Source organism: Shinella yambaruensis (genome assembly GCF_022899355.1).
In the GTDB taxonomy this organism is placed as follows: Bacteria; Pseudomonadota; Alphaproteobacteria; order Rhizobiales; family Rhizobiaceae; genus Shinella; species Shinella yambaruensis.
The window spans coordinates 261,440-286,241 of sequence record NZ_JALJCK010000006.1; the positions used below are offsets into that span (position 1 = coordinate 261,440).

A 24,802-nucleotide genomic window follows, 5' to 3' on the forward strand; every position below is an offset into this window, starting at 1 on the left:
ACGGGGCCATGACGGATTTCGACCACTATCTTTCAGGCGAACTGAGCGAAGCGGGCCATCGGCTCGCGCAGCGGGTCTATTACGAGGATACGGACTTCTCCGGCGTCGTCTATCACGCCCGCTACCTGCATTTTCTGGAGCGCGGGCGCACGGACTACCTGCGGCTGCTCGGGGTCGAGCAGGGCAGCCTCATTCTGGAAGAGGACCGCGAGGGACTGGTCTTCGTCGTGCATCGCATGGAGATCGACTTCCGGCTGCCTGCGCGCATGGACGATATCCTGACGATCCTCACTGCCACCGAAAAGGCCGGCGGGGCGAAGATGATCCTCAACCAGGAAATCCGCCGGGGCGAGCAATTGCTGATCGCGGCACGCGTCATCATCGCCGTCATCAATGCGGCGGGCCGGCCGCGGCGGCTGCCGGAGGGGCTGGCGGCGCGGTTCCTTGCGAGGGCAGGGCGCGTTGCCGGCGCGCATTAGCAGTAACACTCCCTTAACCATAATGATGTCTTACTCGCTTCATGAGGATTTTGTGCACTGCACGTCATCCTTTAACCAAAATTGCCGTCAAGAAGGCAGGTTGTAAGCGTTTGACCGGCATGGCGGCCGGCGGCATCAACCGGACATTCTTGACGGACATGCGGAGCGGGTGCGGAGTAAATCCTTCCGAGCGACGCCATGTTTGTGAATGCCGATGCGGGAACCACCTCCCAGGAGACCGCAACGGCGTGAATGTTACCCGGTTCGAGCCGCAAAGGCCCGTGCCGGGTGTCTGGATTCGGGGACATAGGTCTATGGAACAAGTGGGTTTGGAAGCGGCGGCGAATGTGACCCTTTGGGGTCTCTTCATGCAGGCCGGGTTCGTCGTGAAGCTGGTCATGCTCGGCCTCATTGCCGCGTCCGTCTGGACCTGGGCCATCGTCGTCGACAAGACGGTGAGCTACGGGAAGGCGCGCCGCCAGCTCGACAGTTTCGAGCAGGTCTTCTGGTCGGGCCAATCGCTGGAGGAGCTGTATCGCACGCTCTCCGACCGCCAGACCTCGGGCATGAGCGCCATCTTTGTCGCCGCGATGCGCGAATGGAAGAAGAGCTTCGAGCGCGGCGCGCGTTCGCCGATCGGCCTGCAGATGCGTATCGACCGGGCAATGGACGTGACGCTCTCGCGTGAATCGGAGACGCTGGAAGCGCGGCTCGGCTCGCTCGCCACCATCGGTTCGGCCGCCCCATTCGTCGGCCTGTTCGGCACGGTCGTCGGCATCATGACCTCGTTCCAGGCGATCGCCGGCTCCAAGCAGACGAGCCTTGCGGTCGTGGCGCCCGGCATTGCCGAAGCGCTTCTGGCCACCGCCATCGGCCTTCTTGCCGCAATTCCGGCGGTTATTGCCTACAACAAGTTCTCTGCCGATGCCGGCAAGCTGACGGCGCGCATGGAAGGTTTCGCGGACGAGTTCTCCGCCATCCTGTCGCGCCAGATCGACGAGAAGCTGCAGCCGCGCGCCGCGGCGCAGTGACCGGCCTTTAGACGGAGAACGATGCCATGGGCATGTCAGTCGGAGCGAAAAATGCAGGCGGTGGCCGTCGCCGTCGCGGCGGAGGCAAGAGGGCCCCGATGAGCGAGATCAACGTGACGCCGTTCGTCGACGTCATGCTCGTTCTGCTCATCATCTTCATGGTGGCGGCGCCCCTGATGACGGTCGGCGTGCCGCTCGACCTGCCGAAGACGCAGGCGAAGGCTCTCAACGCCGACACGCAGCCGATCACCGTTTCCGTCAAGGCGGACGGCCAGGTCTACCTGCAGGAAACGCCGATCCCGATCGACGAGATCGCTGCAAAGCTCCAGGCCGTGGCGACCACGGGCTATACGGAGCGCGTCTTCGTGCGCGGCGACGGCACGGCGCCCTATGGCGTTATCGCCGACGTGATGTCGCGCATCCAGGCCGGCGGGTTCACCAATATCGGCCTCGTCACCGAGCAGAAACCGGACAGGTGATCGCACGCCATGAAGGGCAGCCTCGCCACATCCGCCGTCATCCACTCCCTGGTTCTCACCTGGGCGCTGGTTTCGCTCGGCAGTCCTGAAAGCTTCGACGTCGCCAATGTCGAGGCCATGCCGGTCGATATCGTGTCGATCGAGGAGCTGACGCAGATCCAGCAGGGCGACAAGAAGGCCGAAATGAAGGAAAAGGCCGCGCCTATCCCGACCAAGAAGGAAACGCCGGTCGAGAACGCGGAAAATGCCGGCGAAAACGACGTCGACCTGAAGAACCTGCCGACGCCGGAGGAAAAGCCGCGCGACATCGAGACCGCCGCCGCGCCGGAAAAGGCCGAGAAGGTCGTGCAGACGCCGGACACGAAACCCGTCGAGGACGTCAAGCAGGAAGAACCTGCCAGCGAACCCTCGACCGAGGTTGCGGCGCTTCCCGAGACCAGGCAGGAGGTCAAGCCTGACCCGAAGCCCGAGGCGACGCCTTCCGAGGAGAAGCCGGCCGAGGTCGAGGATGCAGAGGCGCTGCCGGACAGGATCCCGCTTCCCGAGATGAAGCCGAAGCTCGAGACGAAGAAGGCGGAGACCGCGGAAAAGCCGGCCGAGAAGAAGGTGGAGACGGCGAAGGCCGAGACCGCCAAGACGCCGGACCGCAAGAAGGACCAGAAGAAGAAGCAGGAAAAGGCGAGCTCGCTGAACGACAGCGACTTCAACGCCGACGAGATCTCCGCGCTCCTCAACAAGGAAAAGGCGGCCGGCGGCGGTGCGAAGCGCTCGCAGGAACAGGCGGCGCTCGGCGGCAAGAAGACGACTAGCGGCACCAAGCTGTCGCTCAGCGAGATGGACGCGCTGCGCGGCCAGATCCAGAACAACTGGTCGATCATCCCCGGCCTTGCCGATGCCGCCGACGTGCGCATCAAGGTCACGATGCAGCTCGACCAGAACGGCGACATCATCGGCGAGCCGGAAGTGGTCGCGACGGGCGGTTCGGATACCGCGCGCCGTGCGCTTGCCGGCGGCGCCCGCCGCGCCATCATGAAATCGCGGCCCTTCAAGGGCCTGCCCCCGGAAAAATATGATGCCTGGAGCGAAGTCGTCGTGAACTTCGACCCCAGCCAGATGATGTAATACCAAGTCTCGATGATAGGAGCCTATAGGATGACGTATAGCTGGTCTGTGGCTAGGCGCGGTGCGCAGGGCGATGCTCCCGCATCGCTCAAGCGCCGCAACGACGCCACAGACCAGCTATACGTCACCTCCGGTCGGCTTGTCGGACTTGCCGGCTGTGTCGAGGCCCTTGACCGATGCGGGAGCATCGCTCTGCGGACCTCTCCTAGCCGGCAAGCCCGACAAGCCGATCCTATGGGTTCCTATCATCGAGACTTGGTATAAAACTAGGAAGGCCTAGATTTATGTTCAGACGCACTCTCCTCCGTTTGCTGGTCGTGCTGACCGGCCTTGCGGCGTCCTTGCCGCAGGCTTGGGCGCTCGTGGAAATCAACATCAACAAGGGCAATGTCGAGCCGCTGCCGATCGCCGTCACCGATTTCATCGCCGGCGGTGATCTCGGCCAGCGCGTCACCGACGTGATCGCGGCCGACCTCAAGCGCTCCGGCCTCTTCGCGCCGGTGAACAAGCAGGCTTTCATCGAGAAGATATCCAATCCCGACCAGGCGCCGCGCTTCGATGACTGGAAGGTCATCAATGCACAGGCCCTCGTGACGGGCCGCGTGACGCAGGAGGGTGACGGGCGCCTGCGCGCCGAGTTCCGCCTGTGGGACACCTTCGCCGGCAAGCAGATCACCGGCCAGCAGTTCTATACCCAGCCGGAAAACTGGCGCCGCGTCGCGCACATCATCGCTGACGCGATCTATGAGAGCCTGACCGGCGAGAAGGGCTATTTCGACACCCGCATCGTCTATGTCGCCGAAAGCGGCCCGAAGACGGCCCGCAAGCGCCAGCTCGCCATCATGGACCAGGACGGCTTCAACGCCCGCGCGCTCACCAACGCCAACGAGCTGGTCCTGACGCCGCGCTTCTCGCCGAACCGCCAGGAAATCACCTACATGTCCTTCGAGGGCAACCAGCCGCGCGTCTACCTGCTCCAGCTTGAGACGGGGCAGCGCGAGGTGGTCGGCAACTTCCCGGGCATGACCTTCTCGCCGCGCTTCTCGCCGGATGGCCAGAAGGTCATCATGAGCCTTCAGCAGGAAGGCAATTCCAACATCTACACGATGGACCTGCGCTCGCGCACCACGACGCGACTCACCTCGACGGCGGCGATCGACACCTCGCCCTCCTACTCGCCGGACGGCTCGCAGATCGTCTTCGAGAGCGACCGCGGCGGCAGGCCGCAGCTCTACGTGATGGGCGCCGACGGCTCCAACCAGCGCCGCATTTCCTTCGGCGACGGTTCCTATTCCACCCCGGTCTGGTCGCCGCGCGGCGACCTCATCGCCTTCACCAAGCAGTCGGGCGGCAAGTTCTCGATCGGCGTGATGAAGACGGACGGTTCGGGAGAGCGCATCCTCACCTCCGGCTTCCACAACGAGGGGCCGACCTGGGCGCCGAACGGACGGGTGCTGATGTTCTTCCGCCAGGCCGCCGGTGCCGGCGGTCCGCAGATCTATTCGATCGACCTTTCCGGCTACAACGAGCAGATCGTGCAGACGAAGGGTTTTGCTTCCGACCCGGCCTGGTCGCCGCTTCTGGAATAGCATCGACACGCGTAAGGCGGGCCTGCCGCGTTCTTGCCGCAAAGTCCTGTAAATCAGGCGGCAGCGAGACGCGGCAGGCCCGTCTCCATTTGATATGCCGGGGGCCGGGGACGGTCTTACAAGCAATCGTTAACCATAATCGTTGAACGCGGATTAACCGACCGCGGTTACAGTCTGGCAACCCTGATTGAAACCGACGCTTCAACGAACTTGACGCAAGAACTGATGCAAGGAGACCGGCTCATGAGCCGCATTCATTCCCCGGCCGCTGGCCGCATGCAGACCATCGCCCGCAACCCGGCAATGATCGCCCTGTTCATGACGCTGGCGCTTGCCGGCTGCGCATCCAAGAAGAACATGCCGAACAATGCCGGCGACCTCGGCCTCAACGGTGGTGCAGGCGCGGCGACCCCGGGCTCGCAGCAGGACTTCACCGTCAATGTCGGCGACCGCATCTTCTTCGACACCGACTCCTCGTCGGTTCGCGCCGATGCTGCCGCGACGCTCGACCGTCAGGCCCAGTGGCTGCAGCGCTACCCGAACTACGCCATCACGATCGAAGGCCATGCCGACGAGCGCGGTACGCGTGAATACAACCTCGCGCTCGGCGCACGCCGCGCTGCCGCGACCCGCCAGTACCTCGCTTCGCGCGGCGTTCCGGCAAACCGCATGAAGACGATCTCCTACGGCAAGGAAAAGCCGGTCGCCGTCTGCGACGACATTTCCTGCTGGTCGCAGAACCGCCGCGCCGTGACCGTTCTGGGTGGCGCCGGCATGTAATTCCTTCCCGGGAAGGATGCGGAAAAGGCGGCCGAGAGGCCGCCTTTCTTTTTTCAACACACTTTGGCCGAACTCCGTTGCTTTTTGGGAGTATTTGGAAAACTCTTCGGCAGCGCTTCGGCGTACAATGGGACCAACAGGACGAAGATAGATGAAGAAACTTGTCGCGGCAGGCGTTCTCAGTCTCGCAGCGGTAGCAGGCATGGTCGGGCCGATCAGCGCATCGCCGCTTTTCCCGCTTGCGAACGGCTTCCTGCCGGCACAAAGCGAGCGGGCAGAGAAGGGCAACGTGATCCTGGCGCAGGCCATGGATCCGCGCGTCGGGCAGCTCGAAGAGCAGATCCGCAGCCTCAACGGCCGGATCGAGGAAATGAGCTACCAGCTCCTGCAGATGCAGGAGCAGCTTCGCAAGACGCAGGAAGACAACGAGTACCGTTTCCAGGATCTCGAAAGCGGCAAGAGCGGGGGCTCCGGCAAGAGCGGCGCCCTCGACAAGCCGGTGAACGGCGGGACTGCCGACCAGCAGATCGCCACGAACAGGGGGCCGGCGGATGACACCGCCGGAACCGACACGCTCGGCACGGGTGGCGGTGCCCAGCCGCAGGAACTGGGCTCGATCCGCTTCGACGAGAACGGCAACCCGATCGGTGCCGACGCCAATCCGGACCTGAACAACCAGAGCGCCTCGATCGGCAACGACAATTCGCTGCCGGGCGTGGAGAACGGCCTGCCGCAGGCCTCGCAGTCGTCTTCCGCCTCGCTCGACAATCCCGACGATCTCTACCAGGTCGCCTACGGCCATGTTCTGTCCGGCGACTACCAGCTCGCCGAACGCGAATTCCGCGACTATCTCGATATCTTCCCGAAGGGCGAGAAGGCGGCGGACGCCAATTTCTGGCTGGGCGAGGCCCAATATTCGCAAGGCAACTTCAACGATGCCGCAAAGACCTTCCTCAACGCCCACCAGACGTTCAGCAAGTCGAAGAAGGCGCCGGAAATGCTGCTGAAGCTCGGCATGTCGCTTGCCGCCCTCGACAACCGCGAGACCGCCTGTGCGACGCTGCGCGAAGTGAACAAGCGCTACCCGAACGCCTCCAAGGCCGTGAAGACCAAGGTTTCGTCCGAGCAGAGCCGTCTGTCCTGCTGATTGCGGACGGAAGAAACACCGTGGCCCATGCGGACGATCCCGCTTTTGAGGCAGCCGGCCGTTTCCTGAAGAGTTTCAAGCATCCCGCGCACCTGCTGGTCGCCGTTTCCGGCGGCAGCGATTCGACGGGGCTCCTCGTGGCGCTCGCCACGCTCCGCGCGGCCGGGCGCTATCCCGGCATCACCCTTTCCGCCTGCACGATCGACCATGACCTGCGGCCCGGCTCCGCCGGGGAGGCTGCATGGGTCGGCGCCCTTTGCGCACGCCATGGCGTGAGGCACGTCATCCGCCGCTGGGAAGGCGAAAAGCCGGTTTCCGGCCTGCAAGCCGCCGCCCGCGCCAGGCGCTACGGTCTCCTCGCCGACGTCGCCGTGGAAATGGGCGCCGATGCCGTTCTCGCTGCCCATACGCGCGACGACCAGAACGAGACCGTGGCGATGCGCGCCGCGCGGTCGGCGGAAGGGATCGGCCTTTCCGGGATGGCGGATGCCGTCCTGCTCCATGGTGCCGTCTGGCTGCTGCGGCCTTTCCTCGCCATCGACCGGGCGGCCATCCGCGCCTTCCTCGCCGCGCGCGGCGAAGGCTGGCGCGAGGATCCAAGCAACCACAATCCTCGCTTCGAGCGGGTCCGCATCCGGGCGCGCGGCGTTTCGCCCGAACCTGCCGTCGGGGACAGGGCCTTGCTTTCCCGGTGCGCGGCCGCCTTCCTGGCCGAAAACGTCCGGACGGAGGGCGCCTTCTTCGCGCTGGCACCCGCGGCCGTCGGCACCCTCCTTGCCGATCCGGCGGCCTGGCGTGGCTTTCTGGTGCTGGCGGCGGTAGCGGGGGGGCGGGTTCATGCCCTTGAGGCGGCGTCGGCCGGGCGCCTGCGGGGCTTCCTTGCCAGCGGCACACTGTCGCGGCTGACCGCCGGCCGCGTGGTCTTCGATCGCCGGCGCGACGGCCTTTTCCTCTACCGCGAATGCCGCGGCATCGAGACCCTTGCCCTGTCGGCAGGCGCGGCGGCCGTCTGGGACGGGCGATACCATGTCGCCAACCGTGCCGGCCGGACGATCATGGTTTCGGCCGCCGGCAGCGGACGAGGGCGGGATGACGGCGCCGGACTGGGCGGACCCGCCTTGCGCGCCAGCCGCGCCGCGCCGCGCCTGGAATTCGAGCATGGCGGGCGGGTGCCTGCGGATCTTGCCGCCGTCGAACCCCTGGTGGCGCCCTATGCCCGTTTCCTGCCGCGCTTCGACCTGCCGCTTGCCAATGCGCTCGCGGAGATTCTCGGGCGCGCGCCGTTTTCGTCTCCGCCGAACGAATGAAGGCGCGCATGAAAGCGTTGTGGTAGAATGGAGGCAATGTCGATGGCAGGCGGCCGCAGGGCCATCCTCGTCGTTGACGATATTGAGAGAAAAGCCCTGGTCCCGTGTGCTTTGCCTTGGCAAGGCCGCATGGCGACCCTATGTTAGGCGACAGAGAAGCGGCCGGGAAACTCCGGCCGGGAAAGTGCCCGGAACGTTCGATGAATCCCAATTTCCGCAACTTCGCCCTGTGGGCGATTATCGCCCTCTTGCTGATCGCGCTGTTCAGCATGTTCCAGACGAGCCCGGCGCAGACCGGCTCGCGGGAAATCCCCTATTCGCAGTTCCTGAAAGAGGTGGACTCGAGCCGGGTGAAGGAAGTCGTCATCACCGGCGACAAGATCGTCGGCAGCTATGTCGAGACCGGCGCGACCTTCCAGACCTATGCGCCGACCGGCGACAATTCGCTCGTCCAGCGGCTTGAGGCGAAGAACGTCGTTGTCAGCGCGCGGCCGGAGACGGATGGCTCGTCCGGGTTCCTCAGCTATATCGGCACGCTGCTGCCCATGCTCCTGATCCTCGGCGTCTGGCTGTTCTTCATGCGCCAGATGCAGGGCGGCTCGCGCGGGGCGATGGGTTTCGGCAAGTCCAAGGCGAAGCTGCTCACCGAAGCGCATGGCCGCGTGACCTTCGCGGACGTCGCCGGCGTCGACGAAGCCAAGCAGGACCTCGAGGAGATCGTCGAATTCCTGCGCGACCCGCAGAAGTTCCAGCGCCTTGGCGGGCGCATTCCGCGCGGTGTGCTGCTCGTCGGCCCGCCCGGCACCGGTAAGACGCTGCTCGCACGCTCTGTCGCGGGCGAGGCGAACGTGCCCTTCTTCACCATTTCCGGTTCCGACTTCGTCGAGATGTTCGTCGGCGTCGGCGCAAGCCGCGTGCGCGACATGTTCGAGCAGGCCAAGAAGAACGCGCCCTGCATCATCTTCATCGACGAAATCGACGCTGTCGGCCGTCACCGCGGCGCGGGCCTCGGCGGCGGCAATGACGAGCGCGAGCAGACGCTGAACCAGCTTCTCGTCGAGATGGACGGTTTCGAGGCCAATGAAGGCATCATCCTGATCGCCGCGACCAACCGCCCCGACGTTCTCGACCCGGCGCTCCTGCGTCCCGGCCGTTTCGACCGCCAGGTCGTCGTGCCGAACCCCGACATCGTTGGCCGCGAGCGCATCCTCAAGGTGCATGTGCGTAACGTGCCGCTGGCCCCGAATGTCGACCTCAAGGTCCTCGCCCGCGGTACACCCGGCTTTTCCGGCGCCGATCTCATGAACCTCGTCAACGAGGCCGCGCTGATGGCCGCGCGGCGCAACAAGCGCCTCGTCACCATGCAGGAGTTCGAGGACGCCAAGGACAAGATCATGATGGGCGCCGAGCGCCGTTCCTCGGCCATGACCGAGGCGGAAAAGAAGCTCACCGCCTATCACGAGGCCGGCCACGCCATCGTCGCGCTCAAGGTGCCGCTCGCCGATCCGCTGCACAAGGCGACAATCATCCCGCGCGGCCGCGCGCTCGGCATGGTCATGCAGCTTCCCGAGGGTGACCGCTACTCGATGAGCTACAAGTGGATGGTTTCGCGCCTCGCGATCATGATGGGCGGCCGCGTCGCCGAGGAGATCACCTTCGGCAAGGACAACATCACGTCCGGCGCGTCCTCAGATATCGAGCAGGCGACCAAGCTCGCCCGTGCCATGGTCACCCAGTGGGGCTTTTCCGACCAGCTCGGCCAGGTCGCCTATGGCGAGAACCAGCAGGAGGTCTTCCTCGGTCATTCGGTTGCGCAGCAGAAGAACGTCTCCGAGGCGACTGCGCAGAAGATCGACAACGAGATCCGCCGCCTGATCGACGAGGCCTATGCCGAGGCCAAGCGCATCATCACCGAGCAGCACCATGAATTCGTGGCGCTTGCCGAAGGCCTGCTCGAATATGAGACGCTGACGGGCGACGAGATCAAGGCGCTCATCCGCGGCGAGAAGCCGGCGCGCGATCTCGGTGACGACACGCCGCCGCATCGCGGTTCCGCCGTGCCGAAGGCCGGCCACAAGAAGGGTGGCGAGGCGGAAGGCGGCCTGGAGCCGCAGCCGCAATAAGGCAAGCCGCCGAAAAAGAATCGAAGACGGCCGGGAAGTCTTTCCCGGCCGTTTCCTTCGGTAACGGTCTGTAACGAATTCTGATGCGCGGGTGGATGCTCTTTTTTCGCTTTTGTGGCAAGGAAATGGGGCGGCCGCACGATGTTTAAGGTTTGAACGACGGGGCGGCTATAGAATAGTTTCGCCCCGCGGCCCGTCTTAAATGCTGGGCGTGGCAGGATGAACGCATCAGGATCGGGCGCGGCACGAGTGCCGCCCGGCCAGCGATTTTCAGGAGTGACTATGAAGCGTCGTTATTTCGGTACGGACGGCATTCGGGGACAATCCAACATTTTCCCGATGACGCCGGACCTTGCCATGCGGGTCGGCATCGCCGTGGGTACGATCTTCCGCCGTGGCGCGCATCGCCACCGCGTGGTGATCGGCAAGGACACGCGCCTTTCCGGCTACATGTTGGAAAACGCCATGGTGGCGGGCTTTACCGCCGCCGGCATCGACGCCTTCATCCTTGGGCCGATCTCGACGCCTGCCGTCGCCATGCTGACGCGGTCGTTGCGCGCCGATATCGGCGTGATGATCTCCGCCTCGCACAATCCGTTCTACGACAACGGCATCAAGCTCTTCGGTCCCGATGGCTACAAGCTCTCCGACGAGATCGAGATGGAAATCGAGGAGCTGATCGACAGGGACATCACGGCGCAGCTCGCGAAGGCGGCCGATATCGGCCGGGCGAAGCGCATCGACGGCGTGCATGACCGCTATATAGAACATGCCAAGCGCACGCTGCCGCGCGACACGACGCTGAAGGGCCTGCGCGTGGCCATCGACTGCGCCAATGGCGCCGCCTACCGCGTCGCCCCCGCCGCCCTCTGGGAACTCGGCGCCGACGTCGTGACGATCGGCAACGAGCCGGATGGCCTCAACATCAATCTCGAATGCGGCTCCACCCACCCGGACGCCCTGCAGCGCAAGGTGCATGAGGTGCGCGCCGATATCGGCATCGCGCTCGACGGCGATGCCGACCGCGTGCAGATCGTCGACGAGAACGGCAAGATCATCGATGGCGACCAGCTGATGGCTGTCATCGCCGAAAGCTGGGCGGCGGACGGCATGCTGCGCGGCGGCGGCATCGTCGCGACCGTCATGTCCAATCTCGGCCTTGAACGCTTCCTCTCCGGCCAGGGCCTCGGCCTGCAGCGGACCAAGGTGGGCGACCGCTATGTCGTCGAGCACATGCGCCAGCACGATTACAATGTCGGCGGCGAGCAATCCGGCCATATCGTCCTGTCCGATTTCGGCACGACCGGCGACGGTCTTGTCGCCGCGCTCCAGGTGCTCGCCTGCGTCAAGCGCAGCGGCAAGACGGTGAGTGAGGTATGCAACCGCTTCGAGCCGGTGCCGCAGGTGCTGAAGAACGTGCGCATCCAGGCCGGTTCGCCGCTGGAGGACGCCGTGGTGCGCCAGGCGATCGCCGATGCCGAAAGCGAGCTCGCCCGCAACGGCCGCCTTCTCATCCGCCCCTCCGGCACGGAGCCGCTGATCCGCGTGATGGCGGAAGGTGACGACCGGGCACAGGTGGAGCGCATCGTCGACGAGCTGGTGGGCGTGATCGGCTCGGTGCGCAACGCCGCCTGAGCCCGCCCGACGCATTCTTTGAAAAGGCCGAAGCCCTGCTTCGGCCTTTTCTTTTGCGCTCAAGTCGCGTCGAAGTTTCTTCCGGAAGCTTTCCGAAATTTATTCATCCTTTACCGAATTCGTGAACGACCATTAACAAATACGGTAAATCTTTGTAGTTAATCGCCCCTTAACCTTTCCTCGCCATTATCCGTGGCTGATCGAGGGACTTGGAATCCGGCGCGCCGGCCATCCCAAGCAAAGCCTATTGGAGCAAGGCCATGAGGAAAGTTTTGAGTGGCGTGGTTGCCGTCCTGCTGACGGGCACGTCGGGTTATGCGGCCGATGTCTACCAGCCGGAGGTCATCGAGGCGCCGGTGCAGGAAACCGTCATCGAGACGGGCGGCTGGTATCTGCGCGGCGACATGGGCTGGTCCTATAACAAGATGCGCGGCGCGAGCTTCTACCAGGGTTCGAACGACACCTATCGCAGCTTCGATTCCACCCGCCTGAAGAGCGGCTTCACCATCGGCGGCGGTGTCGGTTACCAGATCAACGACCACTTCCGCACGGACGTGACGCTCGACTACATGTTCAAGTCCAAGTTCAAGGGCTCGACGACGGGCGGCTGCGGCGTCGCCGTGAACTGCACCTCCACCGACGTCTCCTCGCTGACCGCCCTCAGCCTCCTCGCCAACGCCTATGTCGACATCGGCACCTACGGCATCGTCACGCCCTATGTCGGCGCAGGTATCGGCGGCACCTATGTGAACTGGAAGGGCCTCAAGAACACCTCGTGCGAAACCGGCGACCCGACGAACTGCGACCCGACCTTCGAACATCGCGGCAGGAAGAGCTGGCGCTTCACCTATGCGCTGATGGCCGGTGCTTCCGTCGACGTCACCTGCAACCTGAAGGCCGACCTCGGCTATCGCTTCCGCCATGTCACCAAGGGCGAGATGTTCGGCTTCAATGCCGGCGGCGGCCCGGGCTACGACAAGGGCTTCTACAGCCACGAGGCACGCGCCGGTCTGCGCTACGCCTTCAACGGCTGCGAGCAGCAGGCCTATATCCCGCCGGCCGAAATCCCGATCGAGCAGCCGGTCTACAAATAAGCGGCGTGCTGCCGACCGCCTTGCAAGGCCGCCCTCCGGGCGGCCTTTTCGCATTCCCGAACGCGTTGCAGATCCGGACACTTAACCGTTTCTTCATGCCTTAAGATTTATGGTTAACCAACGGTGTAGGGCAGCAATCTCTTAAGGATGCCTGGCCCTGCGCCGATCACGCAACCGCCGGCCCGCCGGCCTTGAGGGATCGAGACCATGTTCCGCCGCATCGCACCGCTTGGTATTGCCATTCTTGCCGGCCTCGTCGCGACGAGCGTGACGGCGAGCGATCTCGACATCATCAACGCGCCGGAAATCGACGTTTCCGGCAGCACGGTGGCCGAGGGCTGGTATATCCGCGGCGATCTCGGTTACTCCGGCTGGGTCAAGCACGACAAGCCGAACTACAGGATCGATGCCTTCGGCGCGACCTTTGCTGACGGGGATTTCGACAATGCCCGCTTCTCCAAGCCCATCTCCTACGGCGTCGGCATGGGCTACCAGTTCAACAATTTCCTGCGCGCCGACCTGACGACGGACTTCTTCAACGGCTCGCTGCGCGGCAGCTCGAACCTCGATTCGCCCTGCATCGCGGCCCCGGCGGGCACGACCTGCCGCCTCGGCCAGAAGGCGGACTACAGCGCGGCCCATTTCCTGGCCAACGGCTATGTGGATCTCGGAACCTATGCCGGCATAACGCCCTATGTCGGTGCAGGTGCGGGCGTGACCTACATGAAATGGGACAGCTTCCGCACCCAGGCGAACTGCCAGAACGACACGGGCTCCTGCGCAGGTGCAACCTTCGACGAGCTCCGCGTGAAGGGCGACGACAGCTGGCGCTTCACCTATGCGCTGATGGCGGGTGCCGCCATCGACCTCACAGAACGCGTCAAGCTCGACCTCGGTTATCGTTTCTCCGACATGGCGGGCGGCAAGGCCTTCGGCGGCACGGCCGAGGTGCCCGGCGTCGGCTCGGTCAGCGTCAAGGGACGGGACGAGGGCTTCCAGAAGCATGAGTTCCGGGCCGGTATCCGCGTCACCACCTGGTGACACCCCTTTCTTTGCTTGCGCGGCGGCGCGTCGGGAAACCGGCGCGCCGTTTCCGTTGCGCCGCATTATTTTTCGTTCGCGACATAATCCTCTTGACTTGAAAACGGCTCTTCCATATTCACGGCGGCGGGACACTCCTCCCCAACGAGGAGCTATCTATCTGGAAGGATAGCGATCATGACGAAGACCGTCACACCGCCGGACGTGCGTCCGAACAATACCCATTTCTCTTCTGGCCCTTGCTCGAAGCGCCCAAATTGGTCGCTCGAAGCGCTTTCCGATGCTCCGCTCGGTCGTTCGCACCGCGCCAAGATCGGCAAGACCAAGCTCAAGCAGGCCATCGATCTCACCCGTGACGTCCTGGAAGTGCCGGCGGATCACCGCATCGGCATCGTGCCGGCCTCCGATACCGGCGCCGTCGAGATGGCGCTGTGGTCGCTGCTCGGCCCGCGCGGCGTCGACATGGTCGCCTGGGAAAGCTTCGGCTCGGGCTGGGTTTCCGATGTCGTGAAGGAGCTGAAGCTCCCCGACACGCGCAAGATCACGGCCGATTACGGCCTTCTCCCCGACCTTTCCACGATCGACTTCGACCGTGACGTGGTCTTCACCTGGAACGGCACGACCTCGGGCGTGCGCGTGCCGAACGCCGACTTCATCCCGGCCGACCGCAAGGGCCTGACCATCTGCGACGCGACCTCGGCCGCCTTCGCGCAGAACCTCGATTTCGCCAAGCTCGACGTCGTCACCTTCTCCTGGCAGAAGGTGCTGGGCGGTGAGGGCGCGCATGGCGTCATCATCCTGTCGCCTCGCGCTGTCGAGCGGCTGGAAAGCTATACGCCCTCCTGGCCGATGCCGAAGATCTTCCGCATGACCAAGGGCGGCAAGCTGATCGAGGGCATCTTCCAGGGCGAGACGATCAACACGCCCTCCATGCTCTGCGTCGAGGACTATATCGATGCGCTCAACTGGGCCAAGCAGGTCGGCGGCCTCAAGGGCCTGATGGCCCGCGCCGACGCCAATGCCAAGGTCATCTTCGACTTCGTCGAGAAGAACGAGTGGATCGCCAATCTCGCCAAGGATCCGGCGACGCGCTCCAACACCTCGGTCTGCCTGACGATCGCCGACAAGGACGTGCTGGCGCTCGATGCCGACGCCCAGGCCGCTTTCGCCAAGGGTTTCGTCGCGCTCCTCGACAAGGAAGGTGTCGCCTACGACATCGGCGCCTATCGCGACGCCCCGTCGGGCCTGCGCATCTGGGCCGGCGCCACCATCGACACGGCCGACCTCGAAGCGCTGATGCCATGGCTCTCCTGGGCCTTCGAGACCCAGAAGGCGACGCTCGCCAAGGCCGCGGCCTGATTTTGCGACTGGCTTCGTCCTTCGGGCGAAGCCACCCTTATCTCATCTTCCCGGACCCATTGAAGGAGGCCTCTCATGGCACCTCGCGTACTCGTATCCGATGAACTGTCGGAAACCGCCGTCCAGATCTTCCGCGATCGCGGCGTCGACGTCGATTTCCAGCCGAAGATCGGCAAGGACAAGGACAAGCTCGCCGAGATCATCGGCAATTATGATGGCCTCGCCATCCGCTCGGCCACCAAGGCGACGGAAAAGCTGATCGCGGCGGCGACCAACCTCAAGGTCATCGGCCGCGCCGGCATCGGCGTTGACAATGTCGATATCCCGGCCGCCTCGCGCCGCGGCATCATCGTCATGAACACGCCCTTCGGCAACTCGATCACCACGGCCGAGCACGCCATCGCGCTGATGTTCGCCGTCGCCCGCCAGCTTCCGGCCGCCGACGCCTCTACCCAGGCCGGCAAGTGGGAGAAGTCGAAGTTCATGGGCGTCGAGATCACCGGCAAGACGCTCGGCGTCATCGGCGCCGGCAATATCGGCTCCATCGTCTGCTCGCGCGCCATCGGCCTCAAGATGCACGTCATCGCCTATGACCCGTTCCTCTCCAAGGAGCGCGCCGAGGAGATGGGCGTGACCAAGGTCGAACTGGACGAGCTGCTGGCCAAGGCCGACTTCATCACGCTGCATGTTCCGCTCACCGACAAGACCCGCAACATCCTCAACGCCGAGGCGCTCGCCAAGACGAAGCCGGGCGTCCGCATCGTCAACTGCGCCCGCGGCGGTCTCGTCGATGAGAAGGCGCTGGCGGAAGCCCTGAAGTCCGGCCATGTCGCCGGCGCCGGCTTCGACGTCTTCGAGGTCGAGCCCGCCACCGAAAGCCCGCTCTTCGGTCTGCCGAACGTCGTCTGCACGCCGCATCTCGGCGCGTCGACCACGGAAGCGCAGGAGAACGTCGCCCTCCAGGTCGCCGAGCAGATGTCGGACTACCTCGTCAAGGGCGCTGTATCCAACGCCATCAACATGCCGTCGATCACTGCCGAGGAGGCGCCGATCCTGAAGCCGTTCATTCGCCTTGCGGACGTGCTCGGCGCCTTCGTCGGCCAGGTCACGGAAAGCGCGATCAAGGAAATCGAGATCCTCTACGACGGCGCGACGGCCTCGATGAACACCAAGGCGCTGACCAGCGCGGTGCTCGCCGGCCTCATCCGCCCGCAGGTGGCCGATGTCAACATGGTCTCGGCGCCGGTCATGATCAAGGAAAAGGGCATCATCCTGTCGGAGGTCAAGCGCGACAAGTCGGGCGTCTTCGACGGCTATATCCGCCTGACGGTAACGACCGGGAACCAGACCCGCTCGATCGCCGGCACCGTCTTCTCCGACGGCAAGCCGCGCTTCATCCAGATCAAGGGCATCAACCTTGATGCCGACGTCGGCAACCACATGGTCTACATCACCAATACCGACGTTCCCGGCATGATCGGTTTCATCGGCACGACGCTGGGCGAGGCGGGCGCCAACATCGCCAACTTCCAGCTCGGCCGCGACAAGCAGGGCGGCGATGCGATCGCGCTGCTTTATGTCGATGCCGCCGTCTCCGAGGACGTCCTGAACAAGCTGCGCGTCAACCCGGCCATCCGCCAGGTCAAGTCGCTGGTCTTCAACGTCGACTGATCTTCGTCCTCCCAAGACGAACAGAAAGGCCCGCCGGATCTCTCCGGCGGGCCTTTTCTCTGGCGGCATTCGCGGGATCAGGCGGTTTCACGACTTGGAACTCGAAGGGACCATGTTGCAGGCGAGGGCAACATTGAAAATCCAGACAAGATTTAAGCGCCGCATCAGGGGTGGATCTTCATGGAATACAGGTTATTGCGGGTGACTTCTTGCATTTGTCAGTTGTTCTTCTCTTTCGGCCGTCCCCATTCGGCAATCGCGATGCCGCCGAGCACGAGAAGAAGGGCGACGATGTGGAACAGGTGCATCGTCTCGCCGATCAGCGCGACGGACAGGATGGTGCCGAAGACCGGGATGGCATTGATGAAGAGACCGGCCCGGTTGGCGCCGATCATCTCCACGCCGCGCACATAGAGCACCTGCGAAAGCAACGAGGGGAAGATGCCGGCATAGAGCACGACGATCCAGCCGGTGGTGTCGGGGAAGATCGCGGCGCCGCGCGACACTTCCCAGAAGAGCAGCGGAAGGGCGCTGAGGAACGCGCCGAAGACGGGCGCGGCGATGAAGCTCTGCCAGTGCATCTCCGGCTTCCAGCGCAGCGAGACCGTATAGGCGGCATAGACGATGCAGGCGCCGAGCATCAGGGCATCGCCGAAGTTGAACTCCAGTTCCGCCAATGCCGAGAATTCGCCATGCGCGGCTGTTACAAGAACGCCGACCAGCGTGACGGTAAAGCCGAGAACCTGCGCGATCGAGGCCTGGATGCGGAAGAGCGCGAAATTGAAGACGAAGATCAGCATGGGGATGCCGGCCTGCTCGATGACGGCGTTGATGGCGCTGGTATAGCCGAGCGCGGTGTAGAGCAGGGCGTTGAAGGCGGTGAAGCCGAAGACGCCGTAGAGAAGCAGCTGCAGCCAGTGCCGGCGGATCGCCGGCCAGTCGCGCTTCACCTGCGGCAGCATGAGAACCAGGATGACGCCGAGCGCGATGGTCCAGCGGAAGGTGGTCAGCACCATCGGGCTGACATGGCCGACGGCAAGCTTGCCGGCCACCGAGTTCGCGCCCCAGAAAAGCGAGGTGACGCACAGGTAGAAATAGGCTCTGCTGTTCAAGGCGGCTGGGTCCGATAGGTGGAAGGATGCATGCAAGGCGGGCCGGCGGGTGGCTCACATAAGGTGAAAAACCGCCAGATGTCATGCAAAAAGCGGATTGCGGCCGTCATAACAGGGTCGCAATCCCAAGGACAACACAGTATAGATGCGCGGGTTTGTGTCAGGCGCGCGCATGCGTGCGTAACAGCAAGGCGCTCGTGCGCGAAAACGGGAAAGATGAAATGACGAACGTCGTGGTGATCGGATCGCAATGGGGTGACGAAGGCAAGGGCAAGATTGTCGACTGGCTTTCCGAACGCGCCGATATTGTCGTGCGCTTCCAGGGTGGTCACAATGCCGGCCATACGCTCGTCATCGACGGCACGAGCTACAAGCTCTCGCTGCTGCCTTCCGGTGTCGTGCGCCCGGGCAAGATGGCCGTTATCGGCAACGGCGTCGTCGTCGATCCGCATGCGCTGATCGCCGAGATCGACAAGCTGGAAAAGCAGGGTGTCAAGATCTCGCCGGAAAACCTGCGCATCGCCGACAATGCGACCCTCATCCTCTCCCTGCACCGCGAACTCGACGGTATCCGCGAGGACGCGGCCTCCAACTCCAATTCCGGCGTCAAGATCGGCACCACCCGCCGCGGCATCGGCCCGGCCTATGAGGACAAGGTGGGCCGCCGCGCCATCCGCGTCATGGACCTTGCCGATCTCGACACGCTGCCGGGCAAGGTCGAGCGCCTGCTGACGCATCACAACGCGCTGCGTCGCGGCCTTGGCGAAAGCGAAATCACGCATGATGCGATCATGCAGGAGCTGACCTCGGTCGCCGACCGCGTCCTGCCCTTCCGCGAGACGATCTGGCTGATGCTCGACAAGGAGCGCCGCCGCGGCGCACGCATCCTGTTCGAAGGCGCGCAGGGCTCGCTGCTCGACATCGACCACGGCACCTATCCGTTCGTGACCTCGTCGAACACGGTGGCCGGGCAGGCCGCGGCCGGCTCGGGCATGGGGCCGGGCTCGCTGGGCTATATCCTCGGCATCACCAAGGCCTATACGACGCGCGTCGGCGAAGGCCCGTTCCCGACGGAGCTGAATGACGAGATCGGCCAGTTCCTCGGCGAGAAGGGTCATGAATTCGGCACGGTGACGGGGCGCAAGCGTCGCTGCGGCTGGTTCGATGCGGCGCTGGTGCGCCAGTCGGTCGCCACCAACGGCATTACAGGCATCGCGCTCACCAAGCTCGACGTGCTCGATGGCCTAGACGAACTGAAGATCTGCGTCGGCTACACGCTCGACGGCAAGGAAATCGATCACCTGCCGGCGAGCCAGGGCCAGCAGGCCCGTGTCGAGCCGGTCTACATCACGCTCGAAGGCTGGAAGGAATCGACCGTCGGCGCGCGCAGCTGGGCGGATCTTCCGGCCCAGGCGATCAAATATGTGCGCCAGGTCGAAGAGCTGATCGGCGCCCCGGTCGCCCTGCTCTCGACCAGTCCGGAGCGGGACGACACCATACTTGTGACCGACCCGTTTGAGGACTAATCTCAAGCTCAACACCAGTTCCGTGACGTATTCCAATGAGATAGCGAGCGGACACGACGGAAAGTTCTGATGGCGGATTTTGTAGCAGTCATTCGAAGGGCCGTGGACGGCCTCTCGGACAACAACGCCGAGATGCGGCAGAAGGTTTACGAGAAGGCCCGCGGCGCCGTCCGCCGGCAGCTCGAATCCATGAACCCGCGCCCTTCCGATGACCTTGTGAAGCGTCAGCTCGACAAGCTCGAGGCGGCGATCAACAGCGTCGAGATAGACCATGCCGAGGCGCTGCCTGCCGAGGACATCGCGCCGGAACCCGCCGAAGAGGTGTTGCAGCCGGAGCCGGTGGCGGAGGAACCCGCCGCCGTTCCCGAAGCCGAAGAAGCGGTTGCCGAGATCGAGCCGGAGCATCATGAGGAGCCAGTCGCCGAGGCCGTAGACGCGCCTGCCGAGAAAGCAGAAGCACAGGCGATCGAGGAGGAGCCGGCCGCCGAGCCGCCGGTGGAGGATACCCCGCCGGCTGAAGCCCATGCCGAGCCCGAGCCTGAACACGCCGCGCCCGTCGTCGAAGACGCCGAGCCCGCCGAAGACCTTGCGGGGCAGGAAGAGCAGCCGGCCATCGTCGAGGCGCACAACGAGCCGTCCTGGCATGTCGAGGCCGCACCGGCTGACGACTATGTGCCCTCCTGGGAGGAGCCGGAACAGGAGCCTGCGCACGAGGCGGAAGCGGAAGAGACGGCCGAGGCCGCCGAGCCGCAGGTGCAGGCCGATCCGGTGCATGGCGATCCGGTGCATGAAGAGCAGGTGCCCGACGCCGAGCCGGCGGCGGACACCCGCATGCCCTCGGCCGAGGCCCAGTGGAACTGGAACGAGGCGAGCCCGGCCGATGTGACGGCGGAAAACCACGTCCAGCCGGCGGACACCACCGCCAGCGACCCGCTCGCCTGGGACTGGCCGGAGGAGAAGGCCGCACAGCCGGAGGCAACGCCGGAACAGGCGTCTTCACGCGACTGGGGCGATCTCGACGAACTTCTCGGCCACGGCCCGAAGGCTGGTGCGGCCGCTGCCGGCGCGGCCGCCATGGCAGAGGCCGGGCTTGCCGATGCGACATCTTCCACGCCGACCGTGGAAACGGCCCGCGCGCCGCAGCGCTCCTTCCGCGCCGAGCCGCGCAAGTCGCGCCTCAATGTCGCGGCGCTCGCAGCCGTGGTGGCGCTGGTCGCCCTTGTCGGCGGCGCGGGCGCTGCCTACTGGTTCAACCGCGATACGGTGAACGACTGGGTCAACGAGCGGATCGCCGCCTTCACCGCGCCCTCCACCGAAACGCCGGCAGAAACCCCGCAGACGGCCGAGACCGCCGAAGGCAGCCGCAGTCTGCCGGCGGCGAACACCACCTCGGGCGAGACGGCCCAGACGCCGGACACCGCGGCAGGGACATCGACGAACACCGAGGTTGCCGTGGCAACCCCGAGCGGCACCGGCAAGTTCACGCAGCGCCTCCTGGCGGATGGAACCGAAGTGGACGAGGGGCCGGCCGCCGCGCTCGACGGCGCAACGCCGGAAGAGGGCAAGTCGGTCGCCGCGCAGACCCCGGAAACGGCGGGCGTGACGACGGAAGACGGTCCCGCGGCAGCCAGCGGCACGACGACGGGCGAGGCGACCCCTGAAACCGACGGCGCGGCACAGACGCCTGCCGGCACGGGCGATGCGACGACCACGACGGAGGGCGGTACGCCCGCAGCCACCGGCGAGCAGCCGGCGATCGGCGTGACGCAGAAGATGTTCCTCTACGAAGAGCGCCTCGGCCAGACGGCGCCGACGGCGATCGAAGGCACGGTGGCCTGGTCGAGCGCGGAAGAATCGCCGGGCGGCGACGCCAAGGACGAGCCGGTGGTGCGCGCGCAGGTCAACGTGCCCTCCAAGGGCCTGACGGCGCTGATCACCTTCCGCCGCAACGGCGACCGCTCCCTGCCGGCGAGCCATCTGGTGGAGCTCGTCTTCTCGCTGCCGGAGAATTTCGAAGGCGGCGGCATCGAAAGCGTGCAGCGCGTGGCGATGAAGCGCACCGAGCAGGATCGCGGCGACGCCCTGATCGCCGTGCCGGCGAAGATCACCGACGATTTTCACATGATCGCGCTCAACGACTTCCCCGAGGCGATCGCCAAGAACACGGACCTCCTGCGCACCCGCAGCTGGATCGACATCCCGATCACCTACCGCAACGGCCGCCGTGCGCTGATCACGCTCGACAAGGGCACAGCCGGCGCGGAGGCGTTCGACAAGGTGATGAAGGCCTGGGCGACGCTCGGCACGCCGGGCAGCCAGTAAGGCGATCTTCCATCAAGGCAAAGGCCCGGCTCTGCCGGGCTTTTTCATGCCCGGCCGATGCTCACCGCACCCGGGCATAGAGGAAGCTGTCGCGCGGCTCGTCCGACAGGTTCGGATGAAGCATGTGGCGGCGCAAGAGCCCCTCCCGTACCATGCCGGCCTTCTCCATCACGCGCGCCGAAGCGGTGTTGGCCGTGTCGCACGTCGCTTCCGCCCGGAAAATAGACGGATGCGATAGCGCATGCGCGACGACCCAGCGAACGATCTCGCTGGCGACGCCTTGCCCCCAATGGTCCCGGCGGACAAGCCAGCCGTAGGACACCTTTGTCGACACAAGGCGGGGATGAACCATGCCGATGGGGTCGCCGGGAGCCTGCCGGGGGCTTATCACCGCCGGAAAGCTCGCACCGGCCTGCCAATCCCGGCTGGCACGCCGGATAAAATCCTGCGTCTGGGACATGTCCGTATGCGGGCGCCAGGTGAGGTAGCGGGTCACCTCGGGATCCGTCGCCCATCCGGAAAAGAGCGCCTGCGCATCGGAAGGGCGGATGCGGCGGACCAGATGGCGTTCGGTCGTGAATTCTTCCGGCAGGCGATAGGCTTCGGTCATTGTCGATGTCCAGTTTCAATACCACGCACGGCAAAATCCGGCGCGCTGCCCGCCCCGTGATGCGCTGCCCGAAGGATGGACCGGCGAAGCGCCGATGCGGCAAGCCTCAAGCAAAAGGCCCGGCATCGCTGCCGGGCCTGTTCATGGTCGGATGGCCGCCTCTATCAGGCGTCTTCGATGACGCGCACGGCGCGGGCCTGTTCGGCCGCGTATTTCTGCACGGCTTCCTGTACCTTCTCGAAGGCGCGGACCTCGATCTGGCGGACGCGCTCGCGGCTGATGTCGAACTCGGCGGAGAGCTCTTCCAGCGTCACCGGGTCTTCGGCGAGGCGGCGGGCCTCGAAGATGCGGCGCTCGCGCTCGTTGAGGACGCCCATGGCGCGCGCCAGCATGGCGCGGCGGGTGTCCAGCTCGTCCTGCTCGATCAGCGTCTGTTCCTGGCTGTCGTGGTCGTCGACGAGCCAATCCTGCCACTGGCCGGATTCGCCCTCGCCGGCCTTGATCGGCGCGTTCAGCGAGGCGTCGCCGGTGAGGCGACGGTTCATCGAAACGACTTCCTCTTCCGAGACCTTCAGCTTGGTGGCGATTTCCTTCACCTGGTCGGGCTTCAGGTCACCGTCGTCGATCGCCTGGATCTTGCCCTTCATGCGGCGCAGGTTGAAGAACAGCCGCTTCTGGTTGGCGGTGGTGCCCATCTTCACCAGCGACCACGAGCGCAGGATATATTCCTGGATCGAGGCCTTGATCCACCACATCGCATAGGTGGCAAGGCGGAAGCCGCGTTCCGGGTCGAATTTCTTCACGGCCTGCATCAGGCCGACATTGCCTTCGGAGACGACTTCGCCGATCGGCAGGCCGTAGCCGCGATAGCCCATGGCGATCTTCGCCACGAGACGAAGGTGGCTCGTCACGAGCTGGTGGGCGGCGTTGCGGTCGCCGTGCTCCTGGTAACGCTTGGCGAGCATGTATTCCTGCTGCGGCTCAAGCATGGGAAACTTGCGGATTTCATCGAGATAGCGGTTGAGACCACCTTCTCCGGCCGTGATCGACGGCAGCGTATTGCGGGCCATTCAGCACCCCTTTCTGAGACGGCTTCCATTCCGGCAAGCCTTGGTACGGAGCCTGATCCTGAAAACCGGATCCCCGTCAGCAACCATGCTCCCCGTGGGTCATGGCGACCCCACTGATCCTACAGATAGGTGTGGCGAAACAATGTTTCAAGGCTCCGCAAGCTTCACGGCTGCGTGAAGGCGGGACGGGCGGAACGGATTTTGCGACACATCCCTCAAATGGGGTCCAGCGCCCGAGAATCAAGGGGCGGCGGCGTGCTAGACGGCCCGCAGCGCCCCGATCAGGCGGGCCAGATCCGCCGGCGGCGGGGCTTCGAAATGCAGGGTCTCGCCCGTCGAGGGATGCTCGAACTGCAGCAGGAAGGCATGCAGCGCCTGGCGGTGGAACCCGTTCACCACGTCGCGCGCCTCGTCCGGCAGCCGGTTGGCCTTGGTCTTGAAGGCACCGCCATATTCCGGATCACCGATCAGCGGGTGGCCGATATGGGCCATGTGCACGCGGATCTGGTGCGTGCGGCCGGTTTCGAGGTGGCACTCGACGAGGGAGGCGAGGCTGGTGCCGTCCTCGGTCTCGCCATAGCGCTCGACCACTTCGTAATGGGTGATCGCCTCGCGGGCATCGTCGGCGTCCTCGCGCTTCACCGCGCGCTTGGTGCGGTCCATGCCACGGCCGAGCGGGGCGTCGATCGTGCCCCTGAGCTGGCGGGGCCGACCCCAGACGACGGCCTGGTAGGCGCGTTCCAGCGGGCCGGTGCGGCCGTGGTCGGCGAACTGGTCGGAGAGGTGGCGGTGCGCGGCGTCGTTCTTGGCGGCGACCATGACGCCGCTCGTCTCCTTGTCGAGCCGGTGCACGATGCCCGGGCGCCGCACGCCGCCGATGCCGGAAAGGCTCGTCCCGCAATGGTGGATGAGCGCATTGACCAGCGTGCCGGTCCAGTTGCCGGCGCCGGGATGGACGACGAGGCCGGCCGGCTTGCAGATGACGATCAGGTCGTCGTCCTCGTAGAGCACGTCGAGCGGGATGTCCTCGGCCTTCGGCTCGGGGTCGCGCGGCTCCGGCAGGGCGATCTCGACGCGGTCGCCGGGATGGATCTTGCGCTTCGGCTCGCCGATGGCCGCGCCGTTGACGTGAACGGCTCCTTCCTCGATCAGTGCCTTGATGCGGCTGCGCGAGAAATCGCCGGCAAGCGTGGCAGCGAGCCAGGCGTCGATGCGCCCTTCGGCGTCTTCCGGCACCGTCAGGACTTTTCTTGTGGCGTCGGCTTCTTTAAAGGGGTCGGTCATCGTTCACTACACTCATTGCCG

At 64.9% G+C, this 24,802-nt stretch carries 20 protein-coding genes; 16 read left to right on the forward strand and 4 right to left on the reverse strand.

Features of this window, described 5'->3' with window-relative positions:
- Positions 1-8 precede the first annotated feature (8 nt).
- The 14 genes from ybgC (at position 9) to serA (ending at position 16,857) form a co-directional block, all read left to right on the forward strand.
- On the forward strand, positions 9-479 hold the full coding sequence (ybgC, locus tag MUU56_RS16305; RefSeq protein WP_244768338.1) for a tol-pal system-associated acyl-CoA thioesterase: 471 nt from the start codon (positions 9-11) through the stop codon (positions 477-479).
- A gap of 314 nt (positions 480-793) precedes the next feature.
- Entirely contained in the window at positions 794-1,510 is a 717-nt protein-coding gene (gene tolQ, locus MUU56_RS16310) for a protein TolQ (RefSeq protein WP_244768339.1), read from the forward strand.
- Between the two features lie 26 nt (positions 1,511-1,536).
- Entirely contained in the window at positions 1,537-1,989 is a 453-nt protein-coding gene (gene tolR / locus MUU56_RS16315) for a protein TolR (RefSeq protein WP_244768340.1), read from the forward strand.
- Between the two features lie 9 nt (positions 1,990-1,998).
- Positions 1,999-3,111, forward strand: a complete 1,113-nt coding sequence (locus MUU56_RS16320; protein WP_244768341.1) for a hypothetical protein — start codon at positions 1,999-2,001, stop codon at positions 3,109-3,111.
- Between the two features lie 284 nt (positions 3,112-3,395).
- Complete coding sequence (gene tolB, locus MUU56_RS16325) at positions 3,396-4,700, forward strand: Tol-Pal system beta propeller repeat protein TolB (RefSeq protein WP_244768342.1); 1,305 nt, start codon at positions 3,396-3,398, stop codon at positions 4,698-4,700.
- A 243-nt stretch (positions 4,701-4,943) separates the two neighbouring features.
- Positions 4,944-5,480, forward strand: coding sequence for a peptidoglycan-associated lipoprotein Pal (gene pal / locus MUU56_RS16330; RefSeq protein WP_064331113.1), 537 nt, complete (start codon positions 4,944-4,946; stop codon positions 5,478-5,480).
- Between the two features lie 151 nt (positions 5,481-5,631).
- Positions 5,632-6,627: a tol-pal system protein YbgF gene (gene ybgF / locus MUU56_RS16335; protein WP_244768343.1), complete on the forward strand. Its 996-nt coding sequence runs from the start codon at positions 5,632-5,634 to the stop codon at positions 6,625-6,627.
- Positions 6,628-6,647: 20 nt separating this feature from the next.
- Positions 6,648-7,934, forward strand: a complete 1,287-nt coding sequence (tilS, locus tag MUU56_RS16340) for a tRNA lysidine(34) synthetase TilS (RefSeq protein ID WP_244768344.1) — start codon at positions 6,648-6,650, stop codon at positions 7,932-7,934.
- A gap of 200 nt (positions 7,935-8,134) precedes the next feature.
- Positions 8,135-10,057 carry an ATP-dependent zinc metalloprotease FtsH gene (ftsH, locus tag MUU56_RS16345; protein ID WP_244768345.1) on the forward strand — a complete coding sequence of 641 codons (1,923 nt, stop codon included), beginning with the start codon at positions 8,135-8,137 and terminating at the stop codon, positions 10,055-10,057.
- A gap of 282 nt (positions 10,058-10,339) precedes the next feature.
- Complete coding sequence (gene glmM / locus MUU56_RS16350; RefSeq protein ID WP_244768346.1) at positions 10,340-11,692, forward strand: phosphoglucosamine mutase; 1,353 nt, start codon at positions 10,340-10,342, stop codon at positions 11,690-11,692.
- Between the two features lie 260 nt (positions 11,693-11,952).
- A complete protein-coding gene (locus MUU56_RS16355; protein ID WP_244768347.1) occupies positions 11,953-12,786 on the forward strand; it encodes an outer membrane protein in 834 nt (277 codons plus the stop codon).
- Between the two features lie 207 nt (positions 12,787-12,993).
- Positions 12,994-13,827: an outer membrane protein gene (locus tag MUU56_RS16360; protein WP_244768348.1), complete on the forward strand. Its 834-nt coding sequence runs from the start codon at positions 12,994-12,996 to the stop codon at positions 13,825-13,827.
- A gap of 177 nt (positions 13,828-14,004) precedes the next feature.
- A complete protein-coding gene (locus tag MUU56_RS16365) occupies positions 14,005-15,186 on the forward strand; it encodes a phosphoserine transaminase (protein WP_244768349.1) in 1,182 nt (393 codons plus the stop codon).
- Between the two features lie 75 nt (positions 15,187-15,261).
- Positions 15,262-16,857 (forward strand): phosphoglycerate dehydrogenase, encoded by a 1,596-nt coding sequence (gene serA / locus MUU56_RS16370; protein ID WP_244768350.1) that lies wholly within the window; start codon positions 15,262-15,264, stop codon positions 16,855-16,857.
- Between the two features lie 218 nt (positions 16,858-17,075).
- Here serA and MUU56_RS16375 read toward each other — a convergent pair whose 3' ends face one another.
- Positions 17,076-17,969, reverse strand: a complete 894-nt coding sequence (locus tag MUU56_RS16375) for a DMT family transporter (RefSeq protein WP_244768351.1) — start codon at positions 17,967-17,969, stop codon at positions 17,076-17,078.
- Between the two features lie 221 nt (positions 17,970-18,190).
- Here MUU56_RS16375 and MUU56_RS16380 point away from each other — a divergent pair, with 221 nt between their 5' ends.
- Together MUU56_RS16380 and MUU56_RS16385 are read left to right on the forward strand one after the other, a co-directional pair.
- Complete coding sequence (locus MUU56_RS16380; RefSeq protein ID WP_244768352.1) at positions 18,191-19,495, forward strand: adenylosuccinate synthase; 1,305 nt, start codon at positions 18,191-18,193, stop codon at positions 19,493-19,495.
- Between the two features lie 69 nt (positions 19,496-19,564).
- A complete protein-coding gene (locus MUU56_RS16385; protein ID WP_244768353.1) occupies positions 19,565-21,817 on the forward strand; it encodes a ribonuclease E domain-containing protein in 2,253 nt (750 codons plus the stop codon).
- A gap of 61 nt (positions 21,818-21,878) precedes the next feature.
- On the opposite strand, the gene MUU56_RS16390 is transcribed toward MUU56_RS16385, so the two are convergent.
- The 3 genes from MUU56_RS16390 to MUU56_RS16400 form a co-directional block, all read right to left on the reverse strand.
- On the reverse strand, positions 21,879-22,427 hold the full coding sequence (locus MUU56_RS16390) for a GNAT family N-acetyltransferase (protein ID WP_244768354.1): 549 nt from the start codon (positions 22,425-22,427) through the stop codon (positions 21,879-21,881).
- 164 nt (positions 22,428-22,591) lie between these two features.
- Positions 22,592-23,497, reverse strand: a complete 906-nt coding sequence (gene rpoH, locus MUU56_RS16395; RefSeq protein ID WP_064331103.1) for an RNA polymerase sigma factor RpoH — start codon at positions 23,495-23,497, stop codon at positions 22,592-22,594.
- Positions 23,498-23,755: 258 nt separating this feature from the next.
- Complete coding sequence (locus MUU56_RS16400; RefSeq protein ID WP_244768355.1) at positions 23,756-24,781, reverse strand: RluA family pseudouridine synthase; 1,026 nt, start codon at positions 24,779-24,781, stop codon at positions 23,756-23,758.
- Positions 24,782-24,802 lie beyond the last annotated feature (21 nt).